Source organism: Xanthobacter agilis, from assembly GCF_021730435.1.
Lineage (GTDB): Bacteria > Pseudomonadota > Alphaproteobacteria > Rhizobiales > Xanthobacteraceae > Xanthobacter > Xanthobacter agilis.
In genome coordinates, this window is sequence record NZ_JABWGX010000004.1 from 161,034 (window position 1) to 182,254 (window position 21,221).

Below are 21,221 nucleotides of genomic sequence, written 5' to 3' on the forward strand. Positions count from 1 at the left end.
TGGCGGGCCACCGGGCGACTTGCCTCGGTCCGGCGTTCCTCAGTTCAGAACGCGCCGGGCGTCGGGCACATCCAGGGAGAAGGGTGGCACCTCGATGGTAAATTTCTCGCCGCTTTCCGTTTGCATGTCGTAGCTGCCGCGCATGATGCCGGTGGCGGTATTGAGCGGCACGCCGCTCGTGTATTCGAACCGGCCGCCGGGCGGCAGTACCGGTTCTTCACCGACGACGCCGGCGCCGTGCACTTCCTCCACATGGCCGTGGGCATCGGTGATGACCCAGTGGCGCGCCTTCAATTGGACGGTTTCGGAACCGAGATTGGAGACTTCGATGGTGTAGGCCCAAAAATGGCGGCCGTGCTCCGGCTCGGACCGCTCGGCCACATAGCGCGGTGTCGCGGTGACCTGGATCTGCCGTGTAATGGCGCGGTACATTCCCGCTGAACTCCCCTCAAGGCGGGGGCGCGCCCCCGCGGCCAAAAATGAATTCGCGATCTGCTTCGCGGACATAAGAACGCGCGCAGCATATCGCGTGGCGCAGCGCTGTGCACCCTCCTCTTTGAACGGCCGACCTGCCCCGGGGTACCAGCGCAGGTCGCGGGTGCGGGCGTTTCGTGCCGATGCCGGCAAAAAGCGGCATCTGGGTTCCGTTGCACTGTGTCCAGGCCGGCCCTACTTCTGGTTCGATCTGATTTCCGGTCTGGTCCGGCGTCGGCAAATGCGCGTTCTCACGATGATCGGCCCTGGCGGTCCCGCAGTTCGCCGGTAAACAGGTTCCCTTGATTTCCTCGTGCGCTGGAGGCTTCCTTGGACGCGAACCCCACTCCCACCCTGCAGGATCTGCCCATTGGCCTCGCCGCCGACGCGGAGCGGCAGGAGTTCGACAGCATGGGCCAGATGCGCGTGCCGGGCGATCGCTATTGGGGCGCGCAGACCCAGCGCTCGTTGCAGCATTTCAACATCGGCGACGATCGCATGCCCAAGGCGGTGTATCACGCCTATGGCTATGTGAAGAAAGCCTGCGCGCTGGTGAACCACGCCGCCGGCCGGCTGCCGGAGTGGAAGACGAACGCCATCGTCCGCGCCGCCGACGAGGCCATCGCGGGCCTGCTGGACGACCATTTCCCGCTCTATGTCTGGCAGACGGGATCGGGCACCCAGTCCAACATGAACGTCAACGAGGTGATCTCGAACCGGGCGATCCAGCTGCTCGGCGGCGCCCTCGGGTCGCAGCACCCGGTGGGGCCCAACGACGACGTCAACATGGGGCAGTCGTCCAACGACACCTTCCCCACCGCCATGCACATTGCGGCGGTAGACGCCTTTGACACGAAGGTGCTGCCGCAGGTGGGCGCCTTGTGCGACTCGATCGAGCGGAAGGCCGAAGGCTGGATGGAGGTGGTCAAGATCGGCCGCACCCATCTGGAAGATGCCGTGCCCCTCACCGTCGGGCAGGAATGGTACGGCTGGGCGGGGCAGCTTCGCGCGGCCCTTGCCGATGTCGCTGCCAGCCGTGCCGGCCTTTACGAGCTGGCGGTGGGCGGCACCGCGGTCGGCACCGGCCTCAATGCTCCAGCCGGCTTCTCGCAGGACGTGGCGGCCAAGATCGCCGAGCTTACCGGCAAGCCCTTCGTGACCGCGCAGAACAAGTTCGCGGCCCAGGGCTCGCTCGACGCCATGGTGCGGGCCCATGCGGCGCTGAGAGGGCTCGCCGTGGCGCTGATGAAGATCGCCAACGACATGCGCTGGCTCGCCTCCGGTCCCCGCTGCGGCTTCGCCGAGTTGAAGCTGCCCGACAACGAGCCGGGCTCTTCCATCATGCCGGGCAAGGTGAACCCCACCCAGTGCGAGGCCATGGTGATGATCGCCATCCAGGTGCTGGGCAATGACACGGCGGTGGCGTTCGCGGGCTCTCAGGGCAATTTCGAGCTCAATGCCATGCGTCCCGTCATCATCAAGAATGTCCTGCATTCCGCGGGCATCCTGGCGGACGGCTGCGAGAAGTTCCGGCTCTATTCGGTGGAAGGCACCGAGCTGAACCGCGCCCGCATCCAGCAGTATGTCGAGGGGTCGGTGATGCTGGTCACCGCATTGTCGCCGGTGATCGGATACCAGAATGCCGCCCATATCGCCGAAAAGGCCATCGCCGACGGCACCACCCTGAGGGAAGCCGCGCTCGCGTCCGGAAAGGTGAGCGCGGACGTGTTCGATCAGACCATCGTGCCGCTGAACATGGTGGGCAAGGGCCTCGCCGGCGCCTGAGGCGCGAAGGCTCCGGGGCCGCTCTTCAGGTCTCGAGCCTTCCCCTCGGCGGGCCGCGGGGCAGGGGCGGTTCGCGCTGGCCTGGAGCAGGCGCGTCGCGGGGCCAGATGGCGATCCACTCTCGCTCGGAACGCCAGATCTCGCCTCCGGCTCCGGGGGGCATCCGTGGCCTCAGAAGCGCTGGCAGGGCGTCGCGGATGTCCTCGTCAATGCGTTCGTCTTCCAGTCGGGTGCCCCAGCCGAGATAGAAGAACGGCTGGGCATAGCTCCAGTCGCCGGGGTTCGTGGGCAGCCGGTCGAGGGCTTCGTTCAGGGCTTCCGAAGCCGGACCGAAATGGGCGGCGATGGCGCGCAGCGAGGCATCTGCGGTGGCCGGGCTGGCGAAACAGACCCGCACGATCGGTGCCCCGAACCAGCGGCTGAACAGCCCCGCGAAATTGTTGGCGACGCTTTCGGCCGGCGTATCGAGGGCGGTCCGCGAAGCCGAGCACCAGACGGCGCGTGCTGACCCGTGCCAGGTCGGCAACGCTCGATCCGATGAGGGCGGGGATCGGATTAAGGCCCATCTGGTGCAGCAGGGCGCCGACGATGTGGACCGGCCCGGCAGCCTCGCGAAAGAAGGGCAGGGTCACGTCGAGCCGCCTCGCCCGCTCCCGCAGCCGACGCGCGGCGGCGGATTTGAAGGCGGCGGCCGCCGCTCGCCGCGCCCTTGTGCCGGAACGGTGTGGGGAGCATATGATGGAAACTCGCTGCGTGGATCATTATTAGAATTATTCTAATTACAATGATTTTTGAGTGCTTATTTTGGCCTTGGCAAGCCGTTAAGATGAATTGATTGTAGCTGGACGCGAGGTTTCAGGTCTCTGAGCTGATGTCTTGCACCGGGGGTGGGATGTGTTTGCAACCAAGGCGCGAGCGTCGTTCCGGAAGAACATGATCCTTCAGATGAACTGTTGGCGCTTCGTGACGACATGCCTCACGGCTACCATGTCTCGGTTGAGCCTGGCCCCTTTTTCTCTGTCGCTGGCGCTCCCTGCGTCATGTGCTCGTCGGTCGGTGCCGGATGAGTGCGCGCGAACGCCGAGCGCGCCTGGGTGGATCAACTTCGGTGGAATGAACCCTTTCCTGATGCCGGATCCGGCTGGAGGTAACAATGCATGACGCCGCCATGACGCTCTCTGCTGACGGGGAGGTGGTGACGCTGGCGAGCCTGGAGCCGGGGGAAAGCGGAATCGTCGCGGGTGTCTTGGCCGGCGTTTTCGAGAACGGGCTCTCCATTCGTCTGCGTGCGCTGGGCGTGACCGTGTCGCGCGAGGTCTTCATGGTGCGGAAGGGGTGGTTTGGCGGCCCCTTCGTCGTGCGCGCCGGCAAGGCGACCGAGATCGCCATCCGCAGGACCGAGGCCACCCTCGTCATGGTGCGTAGGTCTTGAGGGCGATGAGCTAGAGCATTTTCGGTGAACTCCGGTTCACCGAAAATGCTCTAGCTTCTTGTTTTATCGCAATTTCAGACGCAAAACCGCTGCACACTTTTGCTGAAATTGCTCTAGGGATAGTGAGTACAGAATATGTCCGGCGTGGCGGGACGCTCGCCAAAGGCAAGTATACGGCGCGCAAGCGTACGGCGCGCAAGCGTACGGCGCGCGTGGGACACGGGAGCGCGCGTGCCTTGTTCGATCGCATTTTTCTAGACTTCTGGAATCCATCATGAATTGCTGTGCGCCGGAAGAAAAGCTTGTTCCGCTGAATAGTGTGCCGCGTGTCGCCCTGATCGGCCAGCCCAATACGGGCAAGTCCATGTTGTACAACCGGATCACCGGCGCCAGCGCCTATGTGGGAAACTGGCCGGGCATCACGGTCAGTCTGTCCAATGCGCGCATCAAGCTCGCCGCGCGCGATGTGGAGTTCGTGGATCTGCCGGGGATCTATGATCTCGAAGGATTTTCCGACGACGAACGGGTGGTGGCCGATTTCCTGAAGACCTACCCGGTGGATCTCGTCATCGTCGTCGTCAACGCCAGCCAGATCGATCGTCAGATCCTGATGCCGCTGCAGGTCCGGCAGCTCGGCTTGCCGGCCGTCGTCATGCTCAACATGGCCGATGAGGCGCGCAAGGCCGGCATTGAGATCGATCCCGCAGCGCTCGCCGCGCGGCTCGGGGTGCCGGTACATCTCATCAGCGCCAAATATGGCGAGGGATTTCCCGAAGCCATGGCCACGGTGGCCACGGTGCTCGATCAGCGCCACGGCACGCCGCCGGTGATGGCGGACTACGACACCCTGCGCGGCACTTTGATGACCGAGGACACGCTGGCCGAGGCCCTCCGTGGCTCCGTGATCTATCCCGAGACGCCGCCGAAGTCGCTCACCGAGCGGCTTGATCGCTGGCTTCTGCATCCGATCCTGGGGTTGCCGCTATTTTTCGCGGTCATGCTGTGCGTCTTTTACCTCGTCTGGAGCATCGGCCTGCCCTCGCAGGACTGGGTGGGGGCGATCACCGATTGGATCCAGGCCCGGATTTTGGAGCCTGTGTTGGCGTTCGGGCCAGCCTGGTTGCAGAACTTCGCCATCAACGGCATCTGGCTGGGCGTGGCCACCGTCGCCTCGTTCGTGCCGCTCATCATGCTGTTTTTCTTCTGCATGGCGGTGGTGGAGGACAGCGGCTACCTGTCGCGCGCGGCCTATCTGATGGACACTTGGATGCGGCGGGTCGGTCTCGACGGCCGCTCCTTCGTCATGCAGATGATGGGCTTCGGCTGCAACGTGCCGGCGCTCATGGGCACGCGGGTCATGCGCTCGCGGCCGCTGCGGCTGCTGTCCATGCTCATCATCCCCTTTTCGCTGTGCTCGGCGCGGCTGGCGGTGTTCGTCTTCATCATCTCCGCCGTATTCCCGGCGAGCCAAGGGCCGTTGGTGCTGTTCTCCTTCTATGTGGTGAGCTTCGCCGCGGCATTTCTGGCCGCCGCCGTGTTCAGCCGATCCAGGCAGTTCAAGAATTCCGAGCCGTTCGTGCTGGAGCTGCCGCCCTATCGGGTTCCCACATTGCGGCAGGTGTGGCTTAGGGGCTACGGCGAACTGCGGGAGTTCCTGCGTCGCGCCACGAGCTTCATCATCCTCGGGTCGGTGGGCGTGTGGTTCCTCACCAACTTCCCGACCGACGCCGAGGGGCTGAACACCTGGGGTGGCCAGCTCGGTCAGGCGCTGCAGCCGATCATGGCCCCCATCGGCATCGATCCCTATCTCACGTTGGCGCTGATCTTCGGCTTTATCGCCAAGGAGGTCGTCATCGGGTCGCTGTCCACCATCTATGCCATGTCGGCGGGAATGGTGGCGCACCAGATCTCGCTGACGGTCTCGCCGGTGGCCGCCTATAGCTTCTGCCTCTTCTGCCTGCTCTATACGCCGTGCCTGACGACTGTCGCGACGGTTAAGGCCGAGAGCCGGTCCTGGGGCTTCATGTTGTTCTCGCTGGGCGTGTCCCTCGTCTATGCGTGGGGCGTCGCCTTCATTTTCTACCAGTCGGCCTTGCTGCTGGGCTTCAAGTAGGACGCCGTGCCGACGGCGACCTGAGGCGCCCCCTCCGGCGGAGACACCAGCATCGGCGTGCTGGCGGGGGTAAGTCCTGCTTGAGCCGGGTTGAACGGTCGCCGCCGTGCTCGGCTCCTCTTCGCCACAAAGCGGCCCAACAATCTCCCCGTGCCGACCGTGTGCCCGTAAGCCGCCTGTAAGCTCAGCTTTGCAAGGTCCGCTCGTTCCTCACCGCAGGACGAGCGCCCATGAGAACAGTCCATATTGCCGAGCCCGCCGACGCCGATCGCGCCGATGCGGAAGCCTTCATTCAAGACATTTATGGCCGCGAATACGGCGCGCGCATCGCACAGTTCGCCCCTCGCATTCTCTGTCGCACCGGGCCGGAGGGTGACCTGCGCTGCGTCGCCGGGCTGAGACTGCCGGACGACGGCTTCTTCTCCGAAGGGTATCTCGATGAGCCGGTCGAAGCCGCGCTTACCCGCGCCGCGGGACGCCGGGTGCGGCGCGATGATGTGTTCGAAGTCACCACGCTCGCCAGCCGCTCTCCCCGCGAGATCGCCGCCTTTGTGGACGACATCATCGCCTTTGGCGCCGACCACGGCCTGTCGTGGTGCTTCTTCACCCTCACCCGGCGGCTGAGCCTGCTGATCCAGCGTCTGCACCTCGCGCCGATTCCCCTCGCCGATGCGGATCCGGCACGGATCGCCGACGCGGCGGCCTGGGGGCGCTATTACGCGACCGAGCCCAAGGTGTTTGGCGTGTGCGGCGTGACCATGCGACACCCCCTCGCTCCCGTGCGCACCGTATCTCATGCGGCTGTGTCCCAAGCGGTTGTGTCCCATGCGGTCGTTCCTTGAGGCAGTGGCGGGCCAGGCCCGCCGCGATCCGCACCGGGTTGCCTTCACCGACGACAAAGGGGTGCTGACCCGCGCCGGTCTCCTCGGCGATGCCGCCCGTCTCGCCGCCACCCTGCCGGCGGCGGCGCGGGTGGTCGGGCTTCTGCTGCCGAACCGGCGGGAATGGGCGGTGGCGCAGCTCGCCTGCATGGCCACGGGCCGCATCACTGTGCCGCTGCCCCCCTTCTTCAGTACCCAACAGCTGGATCACGTCATCCGCGACGCCGGGGTCGAACTCGTCCTCTGGGCGGCGGACACGGGCGCGGCTGTCCCCGCCGGCGTTGCGGTCCAGACCGTCGCCGTCACCAATGAAGAGGGGCCGGAGCCGGTCATGCGCGACGGCTTCGGCACCATCATCTACACCTCCGGCAGCACCGGCCGGCCCAAGGGCGTGCGGCACGAGAGCGGGCAACTGGCTTGGTCGGCGCGGACGTTGGCCGAGGCCATCGGTGCGGGGGAGGCGGATTCCTATCTCGGCGTGCTGCCGCTGTCGCTGCTGCTGGAGAGCCTGTGCGCGGTGCTTGTGCCGCTCCTGGTGGGAGGACGGACGCACTTCGCGACCGCTGTGTCGGACGCGGTCGTGCGCGGCGCTCCGCAAGGCATCGCAGCGGTGTTCGCCGCCCACCGCCCCACCATCAGCGTTATGGCGCCGGAGCTTTTGAGGGTCTGGGCCGCTGAACTCCAGGGCGCCGGCGTGCGCGCCCCGGACAGCCTGCGCTTCGTCGCCGCCGGTGGCGCGCCGGTGCCGCCCCGGCTTGCGGCGGCGGCCTGGCAGCTCGGCATTCCCGTCCATGAAGGCTACGGGCTGTCCGAATGCGGCTCGGTGGTGGCGATGAACCGGCCCGGCGCGCGCGCGCCGGGCACCGTGGGGCGCCCGCTGCCTGGATTGTCCGTGACCCTGCGCGACGGTGAGATCCTGGTGGATGGCCCTTCGGTCACCGATGGCTATCTCGGCGGGGCTCCCGCCATGCGTCCCTGGGCCACGGGAGACCTCGGCGCCTTCGACGCCGAGGGGCGGCTCGTGGTGTTCGGGCGGAAGGACAACCTGATCGTCACCGCGAACGGGCGCAACATCAGCCCCGAATGGGTGGAGACCTCCATCCTTGATGATCCTGGCATCGCCGCCTGCGCGGTCGGTACCCTTGCGGGGCGGCTCGCCGCGCTGATCGTCCCCACTCCGCTAGCGGCGGTCTGGTTCGCCACGGCCGACCGGGAGGCGATCGCCGCGCGCATCGCGGGCCGCTGCGCGGGGCTCCCCGTCTATGCGCGGCCCGCGCGCGTGATGGTCCTTGGCCTTCCACAGGCGCGGATCGCCGGGCTCCTCACCGACAACGGGCGCATCCGGCGTGGCGTGGCGCGGGCGGTGTTCGCGCAGCCCGATGCTTTTCCGCTCCTCCCCTCCGCCTCTCCCATCGAAAGTCCCGTCGAGCCATGAGCTTCCATGACCGTCTTCTGCAGGACACCGCGCCCGAGCGCGACCGCTTCCTGACCATTCCCCTGGTGCAGCAGGCCCTGAACTCCGGCGGGTCGAAGGCCCTCTACGTGGCGTTCCTCACCGAGGCCTATCACCATGTGAAGCACACCTTCCCGCTGCTGGCGCTTGCCGCCTCGCGCACCACGGACCCGCGCTATCAGGCCGCGCTGCTCGAATATATGGAGGAGGAGCGGGGCCACGAGGCCTGGATCCTCGACGACATCCGCGCCATGGGCGGCAACGCCGAAGGCGTGCGCCTGGGGCAGCCGGGGCCGGCCTGCCGGATCATGGTGGCCTTCTCCTACCACGCCATCGAGCATGTGAGCCCCTATGCGCTGCTGGGCAGCGTCCATGTGCTCGAAGGCATGTCGGTGCGGCTGGCGGACCGGCTGGCGGAGATCCTGCGCCGCCAGTTCGGGAGCGGCGGGGACGCGGGCTTCTTCTACCTGACCTCCCACGGCAGCCTCGATCAGGAGCATGTCGCCTTCTTCCGCACCGTGGTGGACAGCATCGGCGATCCGGCCATTCACGATATCATCATCGACCACGCCAGGATGTTCTATCGCCTGTACGGCGACATCTTCCGCGACCTCGGCGCCAGTCTGGAGATGAGCCATGCGGCATGAGGGGAAGTGCGTTCTCATCACCGGCGGCGGCTCCGGGATCGGACGGGCCCTCGCCATCGCGGCGGCCCGCCGGGGCATGGAGGTGGCTTTGTGCGGGCGGCGTCTTTCGGCGCTCCAGGAGACGGCCGCCGAGATGGTCGCCGCCGCCCCCGCCGCCGTCGGTCCGCTGCTGATCCCCGCCGATATCACCCGCGCGGCGGACCGCATCCACATCGCCGAACGCCTGGGGGCAGTCTGGGGCGCCCTCGATGTGCTCGTCAACAATGCCGGCATCGTGGAAGGCGGCGCGGTGGAGACGGTGGACGACAGCGCTCTGGAGGCTCTCTTCCGCACCAATGTGACCGCACCCATCGCCTTGACGCGGGAGCTGGCGCCCCTGCTCGTCGCGGCCCGGCCCGCGCGGGTGGTGAATGTGGGCTCCATGTTCGGCGACATCGCCTATCCCGGCTTTGCCGCCTATTCCGCCTCCAAATTCGCGCTTCGTGGCTTTTCCAGTGCCCTGCGGCGGGAATGGAAGGAGCTCGGCATCGGCGTCACCTATGCGGCGCCGCGCGCCACCCGGACCGATGCCGCGGCGGCCTTTGATGGCCTCATTGCCGCCACCGGCATGCGGCTCGACGCGCCGGAGCGCGTCGCCGCCCACATCTGGCGGGCGGTGGAGCGCGGGCGGGACACGGCCTATCCCACCGGGCCGGAACGCCTGTTCGTGCTCATCCAGCGCCTCGCCCCGAAGCTCATCGACAGCGCTCTCGCGCGGACCGCCGCCCGCGCTGCGGCCTGATATCCCAACACATAAGGACACGTCCCATGCGAACCTCGTCGCACCTGCGCCTTCGCGCCCTCCTCGCCGCCGCGGTGCTGCTGGCCGCCCCCGCCGTCGTGCGGGCCGCCGACGACCCCCTGACGGCCCAGGTGAAGCAGCTTCAGCTTAAATGGGAGGCCATCAAGTTCACCGTGCCCGAAGGCGACAAGCAGACCGAGCAGATGACCGCCCTCGGCGGCGAGGCCGACGCCTTGGCCGCCAAGTATCCGGACCGGGTGGAAGCGCTCATCTGGGACGGCGTCGTCACCAGCGAGCGGGCTTCCATGGTCAATCCCATCTCCGCCTTGTCGCTGGCGAGCCGCGCCCGCGACACGCTGGAGAAGGCCTACAAGCTGAACCCCGATGCGCTGGACGCCGGCGCGCCCACCAGCCTCGGCGTGCTTTATTACCGTGTGCCCAGCTTCCCGGTGGCGTTCGGCGACAAGGCGAAGGCGCGCCATCTGCTGGAGCAGGCCACCACGGCCGCCCCGGACGGGCTCGACGCCTGGTATTTCTACGGCGACTTCCTGCTGGCCCAGGGCGAGTATGCCAAGGCGCGCGAGGCCTTCACCCACGCCCTCGCCATCCCGCTCCATCCGGACCGGCCGTTGTGGGACGAGAACCGGCGCCTCGTGATCCGCGAGAAGCTCGACACCATCAAGGCCAAGCTGTGATGGCGCAATCGCGCGGGCCCGCGCGGCCCATGGCGCGCGCACCATCGGAGGGCGGGGGGCTCTGGCACCGGCTCGGCTGCCAGCTCGCCCATCCGGAGGGCCCCTGGGGCACCCTCGCCGGGCGCGTCATGGCGCGGATCAATGCCACGCCCTACCGGCATGCCATCGCCGCGCTCGCCCCGTACCCCGACGACCAGGTGCTGGAGATCGGCTTCGGCCCCGGCGCGGGATTGGCGGAGCTGGCCCGGCGGGTGACGCGCGGGCACGTCTGCGGCCTGGAGGCCTCGGACGCCATGCTTCGTCTGGCCCGGCGCCGCAACGGCGCGGCGCTCGCGGCACGGCGGATGACCCTCGCCATGGGTGATTTCCGCCGCCTGCCGTGGGCGGATCGGAGCTTCGACCGGGTGCTGGGCGTCAATGTCGCCTATTTCTTCGATCCGGACGGCGATGCCGTCGGCGAGATCGCCCGCGTGCTGCGGCCCGGCGGGTGGCTCGTCCTCTATGTCACCGATCGCGCCACCATGGTCCGCTGGCCCTTCGCTGGGCCGCGGACCCATGTGACTTACGACGCCGAGGCGCTGCGGCGGATTCTGGAACGCGGCGGATTCGCGCCGGAAGCCATCGACATCCGCTCCTCGCGCCTGCCATTGGGCGTCAAGGGTCTTGTCGCCACGGCGCGCGCGCTTTCCGTTCGCACCGGCTCACATCATCCGCTTTAGGTTATTGTATTTGCGCATTTTCTCCATGCGCACCGGAATCCGCTTCGCTTGAAAATGCTCTCACCGCCGGGCGGGCTGAGCGCGCGTCCGTCAGGCCGCGCCGGCCGCCGGCCGTGACGGGAGGGAGGGCGAGGCCGGGCGTGGGAAGACCATCTCGGCGCAGGCACCGCCCGCCTCCGGATTGGTCAGATCCAATCGACCGCCGTGCACCTGCATGGTGCGTTCCACAATGGCGAGGCCGAGCCCCACCCCCTCCCGCCGGTCGCTGCGCACCAGCCCGCGTTGCCGCCGCTCCGCATCCAGCAACACCGACGGGAACCCCGCTCCGCCATCGACCACGCGGATGGCGGGGCGGTCGGTGACCGCGAGGGAGATCAGGCTGCCGGCGGGCGCGTGCTCAAGGGCATTTTCCACCAGATTGCGCACCGCGCGAAACAGGTCGTCGCGTCCCCCTGCCACCAGGACCGGGGTCGGCCCCGCCTCGACTTCGATAGCGCGGCCGCGGGCGACGACCCGCGGCGCGAGGAAGGCGGCCGCCTCCCGCGTCACCTCGCGCAGGTCCACCACGTCCCCCGGCTCGATGCGGAAGCGGCCGAGCCGCACGCGGTCCAGGAGCTGCTCCACCAGCCGTTCCATGCCCGACAGCTCGCGCTCCAACACCCGCCCATAGGGGGCGTCGATGACGGCGAGCTGCGCCTTCATGACCGCCAGCGGCGTGCGCAGCTCGTGGGCCATGTCGCCGGAGAACTCCTCTTGGGCGCGATAGCCCTCCCGCAGCCGCTTAAGCGCCTGATTCACCGCCCGCACCAACGCCAGCACGTCGTCGGGTAGACCCTTTTCGCTGAGGCTGACCGAGACGCCGCCGGGCTGGATGGCCCCGGCCTCCTCCACCGTCTGCGCGAGGGGTCGCAGCGCGATGCGGGCGACCAGGAGGTTCGTCGCCAGCATCAGCAGCATGAAGGGGATCCACAGCCAGGCGATATCCTGCAGGAACTCCTCCAGCACCGAATCGAAGACCACGTCGCTGCTCGGGAACGCCACCTGCACATAGGCCGGCGGGGAGGCCTCCGGCAGCCGTAGGGAGAGGCCGTAGAGGGTGTCGGGTCCGGTGCCCTTGGGCAGCTCGAAATAGCGTTCCGGCACATCCTCCACCGGCACGAAAGCGTCGGTCGCGCCGGCCGAGCTGGCGAGGCGCGCGCCCGAGGGTCCGAGCACGATGAAACGGCCGCCCTCCTTCTCCATGCGCGCCATGGTGGAGGGACGGATGGTGGCGAAGACCTTGCGGCCGACCCCATGCACATCCTTGGCGATGCTCACCGCGAAGCTGTGCAGCGTGCCTTCCCGGAAGCGCGTGTTGATGGCATCGAAGCGGATGTAGAGGAAAACCGCCGTGACGCAGACGGCAAGCACGCTCACCGCAATCATGCCCAGCATCAGGCGCCCGAACAGGCCGCGGATGAGCCGCCTCATGTCCGCCGTCCGGCGAGCAGGTAGCCGATGCCGCGCAGCGTGTGGATCTCGATATCGGCGCCGATGCTCGCGAGCTTCCGGCGCAGGCGGTGGATCAGGACCTCGACGGCGTTGGAGCTGACCTCCTCTCCGAAGCCATAGAGCGTATCTTCAAGCACCGGCTTGGAGATCACGGTGCCCGGCCGCCGCATCAGCAGTTCCAGGGCGGCGGTTTCCCTGCGGCTGAGATCAAGGGCGTGGCCGGCGATGCGCACCCGCCGCGCGGCGGCATCAAGTTCCACATTGCCTTCCTGAAGCACCGGGCTGACCGAGGCCGTGGGGCGCCGCAGCAGGGCACGGATGCGCGCGATCAGTTCATCCATGTCGAACGGCTTGCGCAGATAGTCGTCCGCGCCGCCGTTCAGCCCGGCCACCACCGAGGGCGCGTCATCCCGCGCGGTCAGAAGCAGGATGGGCGTGGACAGTCCCCGCCGCCGGGTTGTCTCCAGCAGTTCCATGCCATCGCGATCGGGAAGGCCGAGGTCGAGCACCACCCCGTCGTAGCGCGTGACAGCCATGGCTTCTTCCCCATCGGAAACAGTGTTTACGGCATCCACGGTAAAACCCGCGCCCCGCAGCGCACCGGCGACGAGAAGACGCAAAGGCCCATTGTCCTCGACCAGAAGAAGCCGCATCACTGACACTCACATGGCGGGCCACTTCAAAAATAAGAATGTGGCGGAAACCCACTTCGTCAGGAGAAAGCGATTTAAAGATTTGGCATCACGCCAAAATCGCTTGGTCTTGACGTGCAGGTCCTGGCTCCAGCACGTGCGGGGTGTGAGTAAACCCGCTTGGTGCCGGCCCGGGTTGCGTCGGCGGGCACGGGCGCATGATCTCGCGTCATGACAGCAGGTGCCCCATCACGATGCCGGCCAGCGCCGCGGACGCGGCGATGGCGAGGGTCTCCGCCGTGGCGCGCACCACGGACCGTTTTCCCACCAGCCCGCGGCCGATGCCCAGCGCCACCAGCAGTACCGTGGTGAGGGCGAGGGAAAGGAAACGCGCGCTCTCCATGGGTAGGAAGGCGAACGGTAGAACCGGAGTAAATCCGGCAAGCAGATCGGACACGAACATCCAAAAGGCGTGGGAGGTGGGCGTGGCGCCGTCGTCGGCATCGGCGAGTTCCGCGCGCAGCCCTGCCACGGCGCGTGGCGCGCGGGCGAGCGTCGCCGCCACCCGCGTCACATCCTCGCTCGCCATTCCGCCCCGCGCCAGGGCCGCGGTGATCGCCTCGGCCTCGATCCGCACCATTTGCGGATCCACCGGCCCGGCCTGCCGCGCCTGACGGGCATCGCGCACCGATTCCGCGTCGAGATAGCTCCCCGCCATCATGGAGACCGCCGCCGCCGCCGCTCCGGTGGCGCCGGCGATCAACACGGTGTGGGGGTCGCTGGTGCTGATGGCGACGCCGAACACAAGGCCGAAAATGGAGACGGTGCCGTCCTCCATGCCGAACACCACGTCGCCGATGGAGGCATTGAGCGAGGAAAGAATGCGTGAGGGCATCGACACGGCGCTGTTCCTTTCGGCGGATTGTCGCGGGCGGCCGGCGTGGCTTCGAACACGACATCTCGATCATCTTCGGCCGCCCGGCAAGCGCCGACGGCGCCGGGCAGGGGGCTGCCTGCCGTCCGGAAACATTGGCGGGTGATCCGCCCCGGCCAATGGGTGCGCGGCCGGGTGGGTCGGAGGCGGTTCCGTTCCCCGCCTGTGGGCGCGAGATCGCCGCTGAACGCGCCCTCGCGCTACCGCCGACGTGCATTCCGGCCGCCTGCGGCGCCCGAGACCTTGACGGCGTGCTCAAGGTGTTGGAATGAGGGAGCCGCCGGGCAACGGGCTGAAGCCCCTGTTGATCGATAGCGCAGTGCGGGCGTGGCGGAACTGGTAGACGCAGCGGACTCAAAATCCGCCGTCCTCACGGATATGTCGGTTCGAGTCCGACCGCCCGCACCATCTTCCCCTGCATGCCGACTGCGTCCCAGGGCGGGGATCGAAGCCCCAGATCCCTTCGGTGTTCCAGTTTTCTTCTGAAAATCAGATGTTTGGTAAGTGCCTCCAGGGCCGTTCCCATTTTCCCGTGTCTTCCGCGCGGGTGGAACGCGGGCGGGTGCGCGTTTTGCGCGGCGCGCCATCGCGGGGCCGACCAGGGCCCCTGGGGGACTGAGCGTGGGATGCAAAACCCTCTCAAGCAGGCGGGCGCCGAACGGGCGCGACATGCCTGATTCGGCATTCGCCGCGGCTTGCGCGTCGCGCCTTTGAATAGGGAGCAAGGCCGAGCAGGCCGGACGCGGCGGACCCGAGCACCGCGCCATGCGCCGCGTTCACGACGGCGCGGCTCCGTGCTAGCGTGGCCCATGCTATGTCTCGACATCGAAGTGTGAGCGGTTCCGTGCGATCAGGTTGCCGCACACTCATCCTCGCCCTGCTGCTTTTGACGCTGGGGTTGTCCGCGCCCGCCCGCGCGGCCGATGCCGCCTTTGCTCAATTCGTCGCCTCGGTCTGGCCGGAGGCGCAGGCGGCCGGGGTCTCCCGCGAAACGTTCGAGCGCGAAACGCGCGGCCTCGAGCCGGATTACAAGCTGCCGGACCTTGTTCTGTCGGGGCGGCCCGCCACCGGCGCGTCGGCGCAGGCCGAGTTTGTGCAGGTTCCGGCCAGTTATGTGAAGGAAGCCACCATCGCCCGGCTGGCCGCCGACGGGCGGCGGCTGATGCAGAAGCACAGGGCCGCGCTCGACCGGATTGAAAGCCAGTTCGGCGTTCCGGCGACGATGGTGCTGGCGTTGTGGGGTCGCGAGACCGATTTTGGTCGCTACACCTCCCCGTATGACACGCTGCGGGTGGTGGCGACACAGGCCTATGTGGGTCGACGCAAGGCGCAGTACCGCGATGAATTCATTCTCGCCCTGAAGATCCTCGATGAAGGGGCGGTGGCGCGGCGGGACTTTCGCTCGTCCTGGGCCGGCGCCTCCGGCCTCACCCAATTCCTGCCGTCCGAATATTACCAGCACGGCGTCGATCTCGACGGCGATGGCCGCGTCGATATCTGGCACTCGGTGCCGGACGCCTTGGCCTCCGCCGCCAAGCAACTCGCCGACAAGGGGTGGCAGCCCGGCCTGCGCTGGGCTTATGAGGTCCGCCCGCCAGAGAATGTCGACTGCACCCTGGGGGTGCCTGAAGTCCGCCACCCCTTGGGGGAATGGTTGCGCGCGGGCTTTGCGCCGGTGGAGAGGCTTTCGCCAGCCGAGCAGGCGCAGCCGGCATCACTGCTGCAGCCCGAAGGCATCTACGGCCCGTCATTCCTCACTACGGCCAACTATTTCGTCATCAAGCAATATAATTTCTCGGATCTCTATGTGCTGTTCGTCGGCCATCTGTCCGACCGCATGGTGAGCCCCGCGCCCTTTGCGACGCCGTGGTCGGCCTCGACACAGCTGCGCACGGCCTCGGTGGAGGCGATGCAGAAGCATCTGGCGCGCATCGGCCTTTACACCGACAAGATCGACGGCAAAGCCGGAATGCTGACCCGCGCGGCCCTTGGCGCCTATCAGAAGTCGGCCGGTCTGAAGGTGGATTGCTGGCCGAGCGAGGCGGTGCTGCAATCCATGCGCGCCGCGAGATAGCGCCGAGGAGGCCGGCTAGCTGGGGAGGCGACCCATGCGGCGGCCTTGTGGGCCGCCGGTCTTTCCCGCGATGCCGTGGGGATGATGCTTTTGATCGCGCGCCCTGGCCGACCTTGGGAAGGCTACACGCCGCAGGGTAGCAGCACCGCCAGGATGCCTTGAATTGGGAAGTCTGCGTCGCTCATAAACTGTCTTGCCGGGCTGAAGTGCGTCATCGGTACCATGCCGACGTATGACGGTGTCGCATCGAGATGGATGCGGCCCCCGTCGGTCGGGCATTCCATGGCCTTCCGGGCCGACATGGAGTGCCCGCGATGGCCTATGGCTCCGCTCAGGGTTGGTGGGGGCTTCGTCTCTCTGCCGCGAAGATCGAAAGGGAGGCGCTTGCGGCGCATCGGATGCGGCACGGGACGGCCATCGTGTTGCTCTCCCCTGCAGCAGTGGAGCCGCTCGAGGCCCTTTTGTTTCCAATTATGCTGGAGCGTCCATGCCATCGGCGGGCGCTGCGAGAGCGGGTTGAACTTGGCGGCAGCGATCGTTCAGGCACCGAAAAATCAGGATAGGCCAAAGGCTTGTTTGCCAATGGCGTGCCCCCTTCCCAGATCGGGGCCATGTCAACTAATTGTGCCTGAATCCTTTCCAGGGCAGTCCTCACTCTGGATCGGACGGTATGGGCGATGGCGAGACAAAGTGTGTGCACCTTCGGGGCTCTGCACGTCGCCGCAGCATATGGAAAATATTCCCGCAGCAGCCTAAGATGCTGCACGATATCGGCATTGCAGGGCAACCCATCCGTGTGATATATTGATGTCGCCCCTTGAAAGACCGATTGTTGAATTGGACGTCGCCATGACGCCGAGGCCACATGCGCATTTGATGGCTGAAATCGGCCTCAAGGAGGTTGGTCCACTGCACCACTTTCTTGATGAGATTTGGCGGCATCTGCCGTTCACGGCGGCCGGAGCCGTGTCGGTCTCCGTTCTCGTGGCCGTGGTTTTAAATGGCCAACTCCTTCTTTATACGCTGATGGGCAGCCTGCTCACGATGCAGGTTGCTGCCGGAACTTATGGGCTTTACCTGTGGCGGATGGCGGAGCGTCGAAAGCGGCTCTATGACAGCGTGCGGTGCCAGAATTACCTGCGTAACCTGGAAGCCAGGGCGCAAGGATTAGTTGCTTCCGAACGAGGGACCGTCTGGGTGATCACTGATCCCGCCCAGCACGACCCGGCCTCGCGGGTTCGGATCATGGCCGCGCCCGAATATAAGCGGTTCAAGGCGGATGAGATCACGGCTGGCCGTAGCCTGGATGAAGTTCGGGTTCACGCCAAGCATAAAACGCCCAAGATCCAGCTTAGCATGGCCCGCAACGGTCAGGAGCTGGAGTCGGAAGACGTCGACATGGACAAGGTCATGGAGGCATCTGGTCGGATTGAGCGCTGGCTTCACCGCACGGCGCCGTCAAAGGCTCCGTAGCCCGTCCCGCGAGAACCGCCTCTCGCTGTTCGACGCGGGCCGGAGGCCGGGGCGAACCCCGCGCAGCAGCGAGACGAGGGCAAAGCCTCTCGTTCCGATGCCTTCCGGCCGCCTCCGCTCGGAGCCGCTGCGAAGGCGACGTCCTATCGGCGGAACCGCCCCAGGTTCACCGGAGGCTGTTTGGCTTAAAACAGCTCACAAAGCCATTTGTAACCCTATCAGGCCGCGGCTTGGGCATGGCCAAGACTCAACCAAGCATGATTAACAAAATGTTTTATTATACCAAGGGTCTGTGAGCGTGACACATGGGGCTTTGGTCGAGCCCGCGCGGCGCCTGAGCGAACCCACTTGGCACCGGTCAAAGACCGGGGCCGATGGTATTCGGCGCCCTAAGACGCGGCGCGGTGCCCGGCCTTGTTCATCGCCTCGGTCATGGACCGGGCGATGGTGTCAGTTGCCGCTGATGGCCTTGAGGAAGGCTTCGGCCCGCCCGACCGCGGCGGCGTAGAAGGGCTGGCTGGGCGCCTCCTTGGCGAAGCAGGTCCGGAAGGCGGTTGATCCCTCGTCCAGGATCTTCTGGATGTCGTTCCAGCGCGGATCTTCCGGCTTGTTGTCCTTCTCCACCACCTTGGTCAGGGCCGCGGCCTTGTCCTCGTGGGGCTTCCATAGGGCATTGCAGGCGGCGATGGGCTTGATGTCCAGGTTCGCCGAGGTGAGCCCCACCATGGCCTTGCCGTTGGCGATGCGAAGAATGGCGATGTCATCGGGAAGGGCATTGCCCGGCGCCTCATCAATCTGGAGGCCGAGAACTGCGTAAGCTTTCTCTCCGGGCGTGGTGGTGATGGGCAGCTCCAAATAGGGCTGGAAATAGCCGCCATCGAAAACGAGGGCGTCGTTATAGAATGCGTTGGTCGCCATGGCGGCCTTCGGCCCGGCGCCCAAAGCGGGCGGGGCGTCATCGTCCTTGGCGCGGGCGGCCAGCCACGCGTTGAAGACCGGCTCGGGGGTCACGACGAGGCGGGTGGTGTAATCGGCGTTCGCGAATGAGATCCCATCCAGCTGCCGGGTCGGAGTGATCTCGTCATAGGTCAACATGTTCAGGGTGTAGGTGGGGGACCCCAACGCCTTGAACGTCATCGGGCCCAGCACTGCGGTAAGGCGCTTGGAGAGGTCCTTCATGGCCGCCGTCTCGCGCTTGATGATCGCATCATCCCCGCTCTTATGCGCCTTGGCGGCGGCGAGGGAGGCGGCAATGGCTTGGTCGCGGGCCGCGACGTAATCGCTGAGCGCATCAGCGGCGGCGGCCGCCGGCCAGGCGGAAGCAAGAAGGAGGGCGCAGGCGAGGGGACGGAAAAAGCCTCTCATGGGGCGGTCCTTTGGCGAGGGGGCGACATGCCAGCTTTCGAACGCAGCGGTAGCGCAAACGTCCCCTGGGTCAAGGGCGAATTCAAGCTGCTTCCGTCCGGATTTTCGCGCAGTCTTGGGGTCCATGCAGGGAAGCGCGGTGCGGTTGGGTCAGGGCTATCGTCCCCGCTCGCTGCCCGCTTGAGCCGCCATGCGGCATCCGTGGCGGCTTGCTCTACGGCGTCAAGCCGCCGAACCGGGCTTATGCCGTCCGTGACCACGCCGTGGGTGGCCGGAACCCAATCCGCAAGCCAGCCAAAGCGGGCCTCCATGGCCCCAACCGGTTCGCGGTGTCACGGGGCAGGGCGTTGATGGAACGGGTGAGATTTCCGGTTGCCAGGGGGCGACGGCGGCCTCGTGCCGCTCCACTTCGTCGGCGGCCAGGCGAGGCGCCGTGGTGATCCGGCCTTCCCTATATTCGGCTTCCTCCCCTTCGGCGGGGAAGGGGAGCGCCAGGGTGCGACCTCGCGCCGCTTGGGCGACATCGGCGGGAACGCGGGCGCGGAAGATGTGGAAGGCTGGACTCAGGGCGGAGCACGGGACAGGGCATGCAAAGGACCATTGTGTACCGCTCCTGTGTACCCGTGGAGCGACCCAAAGTCTTTTCATCGCAACGATTTGAGGCTGCTCAACGCCTTAGGCTGGTGCTGCGAGAGAGGATTGAACTCTCGACCTCTCCCTTACCAAGGGAGTGCTCTACCACTGAGCTACCGCAGCAACACATTCAAAGACGAAACGAGAAGAATTGTTTCGGCTTTCGAACCGCAGCGAATTTGTTCGCTGTCAGGGCGCTTCATCTGCCACATGGATTCGGGTCATGCAAGGGCATTTGCGCGACCTTTTTGTCCGCCACCCCATAAAATGGAGTTATGAACAGGCGGGGCGACCCGCCGCCGGGGGGCTTGTGGTCTCGCGGCGCGAGACTTTGGACGGGCGAGGGGCGGGAAACAGGGCCGTGCCCGTCTGTTGCGCTGCATGAGCTGTTTTTTTGCGCGTGCACGCGTCTTGAGCGTTTCTCGTTCCCTCTGTAGCCTTCAAAAAGGAAGGCCAGTGCGGGGGACAGAATGGCTGCGGAAAAGCCGCGCAATCAGACCATCGGTGCCGTGCGGCGGACGTTTGCGCCCTGGACGGACCCTGACAAGAAGCCGCTCATCCGCTTCGAAAACGTGGTGAAGCGATTCGGCGATTTCACCGCCGTCGACAATGTGAGCCTCGATATCTACGAGCGGGAGTTCTTCGCGCTGCTCGGCCCTTCGGGATGCGGCAAGACCACCCTCATGCGCATGCTGGCCGGTTTCGAGCAGCCCACGCAAGGCCGCCTCACCCTTGCCGGCGCGGATATCTCCGAAGTGCCGCCCTACCGGCGGCCGGTGAACATGATGTTCCAGTCCTATGCGCTGTTTCCGCACATGAACGTGATGGACAACATCGCCTTTGGCCTGAAGCAGGACAAGATGCCGAAGGCCGACATCGCCGCTCGGGTCGAGGAGATGCTCAAGCTCACCAAGCTTGAGACGTTCGCCAAGCGGAAGCCGCACCAGCTCTCCGGCGGCCAGCGCCAGCGGGTGGCGCTGGCCCGCTCCCTCGCCAAGCGTCCCAAGGTGCTGCTGCTCGATGAGCCGCTCGGCGCCCTCGACAAGAAGCTGCGGGAGGAGACTCAGTTCGAGCTGATGGACCTGCAGATGGATCTGGGCATGACCTTCCTCATCGTTACCCACGACCAGGAAGAAGCCATGACGGTGGCCGACCGCATCGCGGTCATGAACCACGGCGTGCTGATGCAGGTGGCGCCGCCCTCCGAAATCTACGAGCAGCCGGCCACCCGCTATGTGGCCGACTTCATCGGCGAGGTGAATCTGGTGGAGGGCAAGGTCATCTCCGCCAGCAGCGAGGAGACGCGACTGACCTCGCCCATCACGCCTCATCCGCTGCATGTGACGCAGGGGCTCGACGCCAAGCCCGGCGACGAGGCATGCATCGCCATCCGGCCGGAGAAGCTGCGCATCTCCCTTGATCCGCCCGCCGACACCTCGGTGAACTGCTTCGAGGGCGAGATCTGGGACATCGGCTATCTCGGCGATCTCTCCATCTACCATGTGGAGCTTGCCTGCGGGCAGCGGATCAAGGTGTCCCAGCCCAATCTGTCGCGCGTGGTGCAGCGGCCCATCACCTGGGATGACAAGGTGTGGGTCACGTTCGCGCCCCACGCCGGCGTCGTGCTCACCCGCTGAAG

Annotated in this window: 18 protein-coding genes and 2 tRNA genes; 13 read left to right on the forward strand and 7 right to left on the reverse strand. The window is 66.4% G+C overall.

Translation table 11 applies throughout. The features are described 5' to 3' along the window. Positions 1-39: 39 nt before the first annotated feature. Positions 40-432: a Co2+/Mg2+ efflux protein ApaG gene (gene apaG / locus HUW53_RS04230; RefSeq protein ID WP_237344578.1), complete on the reverse strand. Its 393-nt coding sequence runs from the start codon at positions 430-432 to the stop codon at positions 40-42. 372 nt (positions 433-804) lie between these two features. Here apaG and fumC point away from each other — a divergent pair, with 372 nt between their 5' ends. Further along, on the forward strand, positions 805-2,259 hold the full coding sequence (gene fumC / locus HUW53_RS04235; RefSeq protein ID WP_237344498.1) for a class II fumarate hydratase: 1,455 nt from the start codon (positions 805-807) through the stop codon (positions 2,257-2,259). Positions 2,260-2,284: 25 nt separating this feature from the next. On the opposite strand, the gene HUW53_RS04240 is transcribed toward fumC, so the two are convergent. Beyond that, a complete protein-coding gene (locus tag HUW53_RS04240) occupies positions 2,285-2,785 on the reverse strand; it encodes a hypothetical protein (protein WP_237344499.1) in 501 nt (166 codons plus the stop codon). 627 nt (positions 2,786-3,412) lie between these two features. Here HUW53_RS04240 and HUW53_RS04245 point away from each other — a divergent pair. From HUW53_RS04245 to HUW53_RS04280, 8 genes are all read left to right on the forward strand, one after another. After that, positions 3,413-3,691 carry a FeoA family protein gene (locus HUW53_RS04245; RefSeq protein WP_237344500.1) on the forward strand — a complete coding sequence of 93 codons (279 nt, stop codon included), beginning with the start codon at positions 3,413-3,415 and terminating at the stop codon, positions 3,689-3,691. 274 nt (positions 3,692-3,965) lie between these two features. Further along, the gene (gene feoB, locus HUW53_RS04250; RefSeq protein ID WP_237344501.1) at positions 3,966-5,804 is read left to right on the forward strand and encodes a ferrous iron transport protein B; all 1,839 of its coding nucleotides are present in this window, start codon (positions 3,966-3,968) and stop codon (positions 5,802-5,804) included. A gap of 230 nt (positions 5,805-6,034) precedes the next feature. Continuing rightward, positions 6,035-6,646 carry a thermostable hemolysin gene (locus HUW53_RS04255; protein WP_237344502.1) on the forward strand — a complete coding sequence of 204 codons (612 nt, stop codon included), beginning with the start codon at positions 6,035-6,037 and terminating at the stop codon, positions 6,644-6,646. Continuing rightward, positions 6,630-8,120 (forward strand): AMP-binding protein, encoded by a 1,491-nt coding sequence (locus HUW53_RS04260; RefSeq protein WP_237344503.1) that lies wholly within the window; start codon positions 6,630-6,632, stop codon positions 8,118-8,120. The genes HUW53_RS04255 and HUW53_RS04260 overlap by 17 nt, the downstream gene beginning before the upstream one ends. Continuing rightward, positions 8,117-8,785: an iron-containing redox enzyme family protein gene (locus HUW53_RS04265; protein ID WP_237344504.1), complete on the forward strand. Its 669-nt coding sequence runs from the start codon at positions 8,117-8,119 to the stop codon at positions 8,783-8,785. Before HUW53_RS04260 ends, HUW53_RS04265 begins: the two co-directional genes overlap by 4 nt. After that, positions 8,775-9,566: an SDR family NAD(P)-dependent oxidoreductase gene (locus tag HUW53_RS04270; RefSeq protein ID WP_237344505.1), complete on the forward strand. Its 792-nt coding sequence runs from the start codon at positions 8,775-8,777 to the stop codon at positions 9,564-9,566. The genes HUW53_RS04265 and HUW53_RS04270 overlap by 11 nt, the downstream gene beginning before the upstream one ends. A gap of 26 nt (positions 9,567-9,592) precedes the next feature. Continuing rightward, positions 9,593-10,261, forward strand: a complete 669-nt coding sequence (locus HUW53_RS04275) for a tetratricopeptide repeat protein (protein ID WP_237344506.1) — start codon at positions 9,593-9,595, stop codon at positions 10,259-10,261. A 29-nt stretch (positions 10,262-10,290) separates the two neighbouring features. Continuing rightward, positions 10,291-10,980, forward strand: a complete 690-nt coding sequence (locus HUW53_RS04280) for a class I SAM-dependent methyltransferase (protein ID WP_237344507.1) — start codon at positions 10,291-10,293, stop codon at positions 10,978-10,980. Between the two features lie 90 nt (positions 10,981-11,070). Here the strand turns inward: HUW53_RS04280 and HUW53_RS04285 are convergent, their stop codons facing one another. The 3 genes from HUW53_RS04285 to HUW53_RS04295 all read right to left on the reverse strand — a co-directional run bounded on the left by HUW53_RS04285 (position 11,071) and on the right by HUW53_RS04295 (position 13,998). Beyond that, positions 11,071-12,450 (reverse strand): sensor histidine kinase, encoded by a 1,380-nt coding sequence (locus tag HUW53_RS04285; protein WP_237344508.1) that lies wholly within the window; start codon positions 12,448-12,450, stop codon positions 11,071-11,073. Further along, on the reverse strand, positions 12,447-13,124 hold the full coding sequence (locus tag HUW53_RS04290; protein ID WP_237344509.1) for a response regulator: 678 nt from the start codon (positions 13,122-13,124) through the stop codon (positions 12,447-12,449). The genes HUW53_RS04285 and HUW53_RS04290 overlap by 4 nt, the downstream gene beginning before the upstream one ends. 208 nt (positions 13,125-13,332) lie before the next feature. After that, positions 13,333-13,998: a VIT1/CCC1 transporter family protein gene (locus tag HUW53_RS04295; protein ID WP_237344579.1), complete on the reverse strand. Its 666-nt coding sequence runs from the start codon at positions 13,996-13,998 to the stop codon at positions 13,333-13,335. A 360-nt stretch (positions 13,999-14,358) separates the two neighbouring features. On the opposite strand from HUW53_RS04295, the gene HUW53_RS04300 reads away from it, so the two are divergent. The 3 genes from HUW53_RS04300 to HUW53_RS04310 all read left to right on the forward strand — a co-directional run bounded on the left by HUW53_RS04300 (position 14,359) and on the right by HUW53_RS04310 (position 17,584). After that, positions 14,359-14,445 (forward strand) — tRNA-Leu (locus HUW53_RS04300). Positions 14,446-14,851: 406 nt separating this feature from the next. Further along, the gene (locus tag HUW53_RS04305) at positions 14,852-16,111 is read left to right on the forward strand and encodes a lytic murein transglycosylase (protein WP_237344510.1); all 1,260 of its coding nucleotides are present in this window, start codon (positions 14,852-14,854) and stop codon (positions 16,109-16,111) included. Positions 16,112-16,918: 807 nt separating this feature from the next. Next, positions 16,919-17,584 (forward strand): hypothetical protein, encoded by a 666-nt coding sequence (locus tag HUW53_RS04310; RefSeq protein ID WP_237344511.1) that lies wholly within the window; start codon positions 16,919-16,921, stop codon positions 17,582-17,584. 450 nt (positions 17,585-18,034) lie between these two features. Here HUW53_RS04310 and HUW53_RS04315 read toward each other — a convergent pair whose 3' ends face one another. Both HUW53_RS04315 and HUW53_RS04320 read right to left on the reverse strand, forming a co-directional pair. After that, positions 18,035-18,949: a hypothetical protein gene (locus tag HUW53_RS04315; RefSeq protein WP_237344512.1), complete on the reverse strand. Its 915-nt coding sequence runs from the start codon at positions 18,947-18,949 to the stop codon at positions 18,035-18,037. Between the two features lie 681 nt (positions 18,950-19,630). Continuing rightward, positions 19,631-19,705: transfer RNA gene (locus HUW53_RS04320), tRNA-Thr, on the reverse strand. A gap of 347 nt (positions 19,706-20,052) precedes the next feature. On the opposite strand from HUW53_RS04320, the gene HUW53_RS04325 reads away from it, so the two are divergent. Further along, entirely contained in the window at positions 20,053-21,219 is a 1,167-nt protein-coding gene (locus HUW53_RS04325) for an ABC transporter ATP-binding protein (RefSeq protein WP_237344513.1), read from the forward strand. The last annotated feature ends 2 nt before the right edge of the window (positions 21,220-21,221 follow it).

Coding starts and splice junctions, on each gene's coding strand:
- apaG (WP_237344578.1), bottom strand. CDS start 432: ATGTACCGCGCCATTACACGGCAGATCCAGGTCACCGCGACACCGCGC.
- HUW53_RS04245 (WP_237344500.1), top strand. CDS start 3,413: ATGCATGACGCCGCCATGACGCTCTCTGCTGACGGGGAGGTGGTGACG.
- feoB (WP_237344501.1), top strand. CDS start 3,966: ATGAATTGCTGTGCGCCGGAAGAAAAGCTTGTTCCGCTGAATAGTGTG.
- HUW53_RS04255 (WP_237344502.1), top strand. CDS start 6,035: ATGAGAACAGTCCATATTGCCGAGCCCGCCGACGCCGATCGCGCCGAT.
- HUW53_RS04260 (WP_237344503.1), top strand. CDS start 6,630: ATGCGGTCGTTCCTTGAGGCAGTGGCGGGCCAGGCCCGCCGCGATCCG.
- HUW53_RS04265 (WP_237344504.1), top strand. CDS start 8,117: ATGAGCTTCCATGACCGTCTTCTGCAGGACACCGCGCCCGAGCGCGAC.
- HUW53_RS04270 (WP_237344505.1), top strand. CDS start 8,775: ATGCGGCATGAGGGGAAGTGCGTTCTCATCACCGGCGGCGGCTCCGGG.
- HUW53_RS04275 (WP_237344506.1), top strand. CDS start 9,593: ATGCGAACCTCGTCGCACCTGCGCCTTCGCGCCCTCCTCGCCGCCGCG.
- HUW53_RS04280 (WP_237344507.1), top strand. CDS start 10,291: ATGGCGCGCGCACCATCGGAGGGCGGGGGGCTCTGGCACCGGCTCGGC.
- HUW53_RS04285 (WP_237344508.1), bottom strand. CDS start 12,450: ATGAGGCGGCTCATCCGCGGCCTGTTCGGGCGCCTGATGCTGGGCATG.
- HUW53_RS04290 (WP_237344509.1), bottom strand. CDS start 13,124: ATGCGGCTTCTTCTGGTCGAGGACAATGGGCCTTTGCGTCTTCTCGTC.
- HUW53_RS04295 (WP_237344579.1), bottom strand. CDS start 13,998: ATGCCCTCACGCATTCTTTCCTCGCTCAATGCCTCCATCGGCGACGTG.
- HUW53_RS04305 (WP_237344510.1), top strand. CDS start 14,852: ATGTCTCGACATCGAAGTGTGAGCGGTTCCGTGCGATCAGGTTGCCGC.
- HUW53_RS04310 (WP_237344511.1), top strand. CDS start 16,919: ATGTCGCCCCTTGAAAGACCGATTGTTGAATTGGACGTCGCCATGACG.
- HUW53_RS04315 (WP_237344512.1), bottom strand. CDS start 18,949: ATGAGAGGCTTTTTCCGTCCCCTCGCCTGCGCCCTCCTTCTTGCTTCC.
- HUW53_RS04325 (WP_237344513.1), top strand. CDS start 20,053: ATGGCTGCGGAAAAGCCGCGCAATCAGACCATCGGTGCCGTGCGGCGG.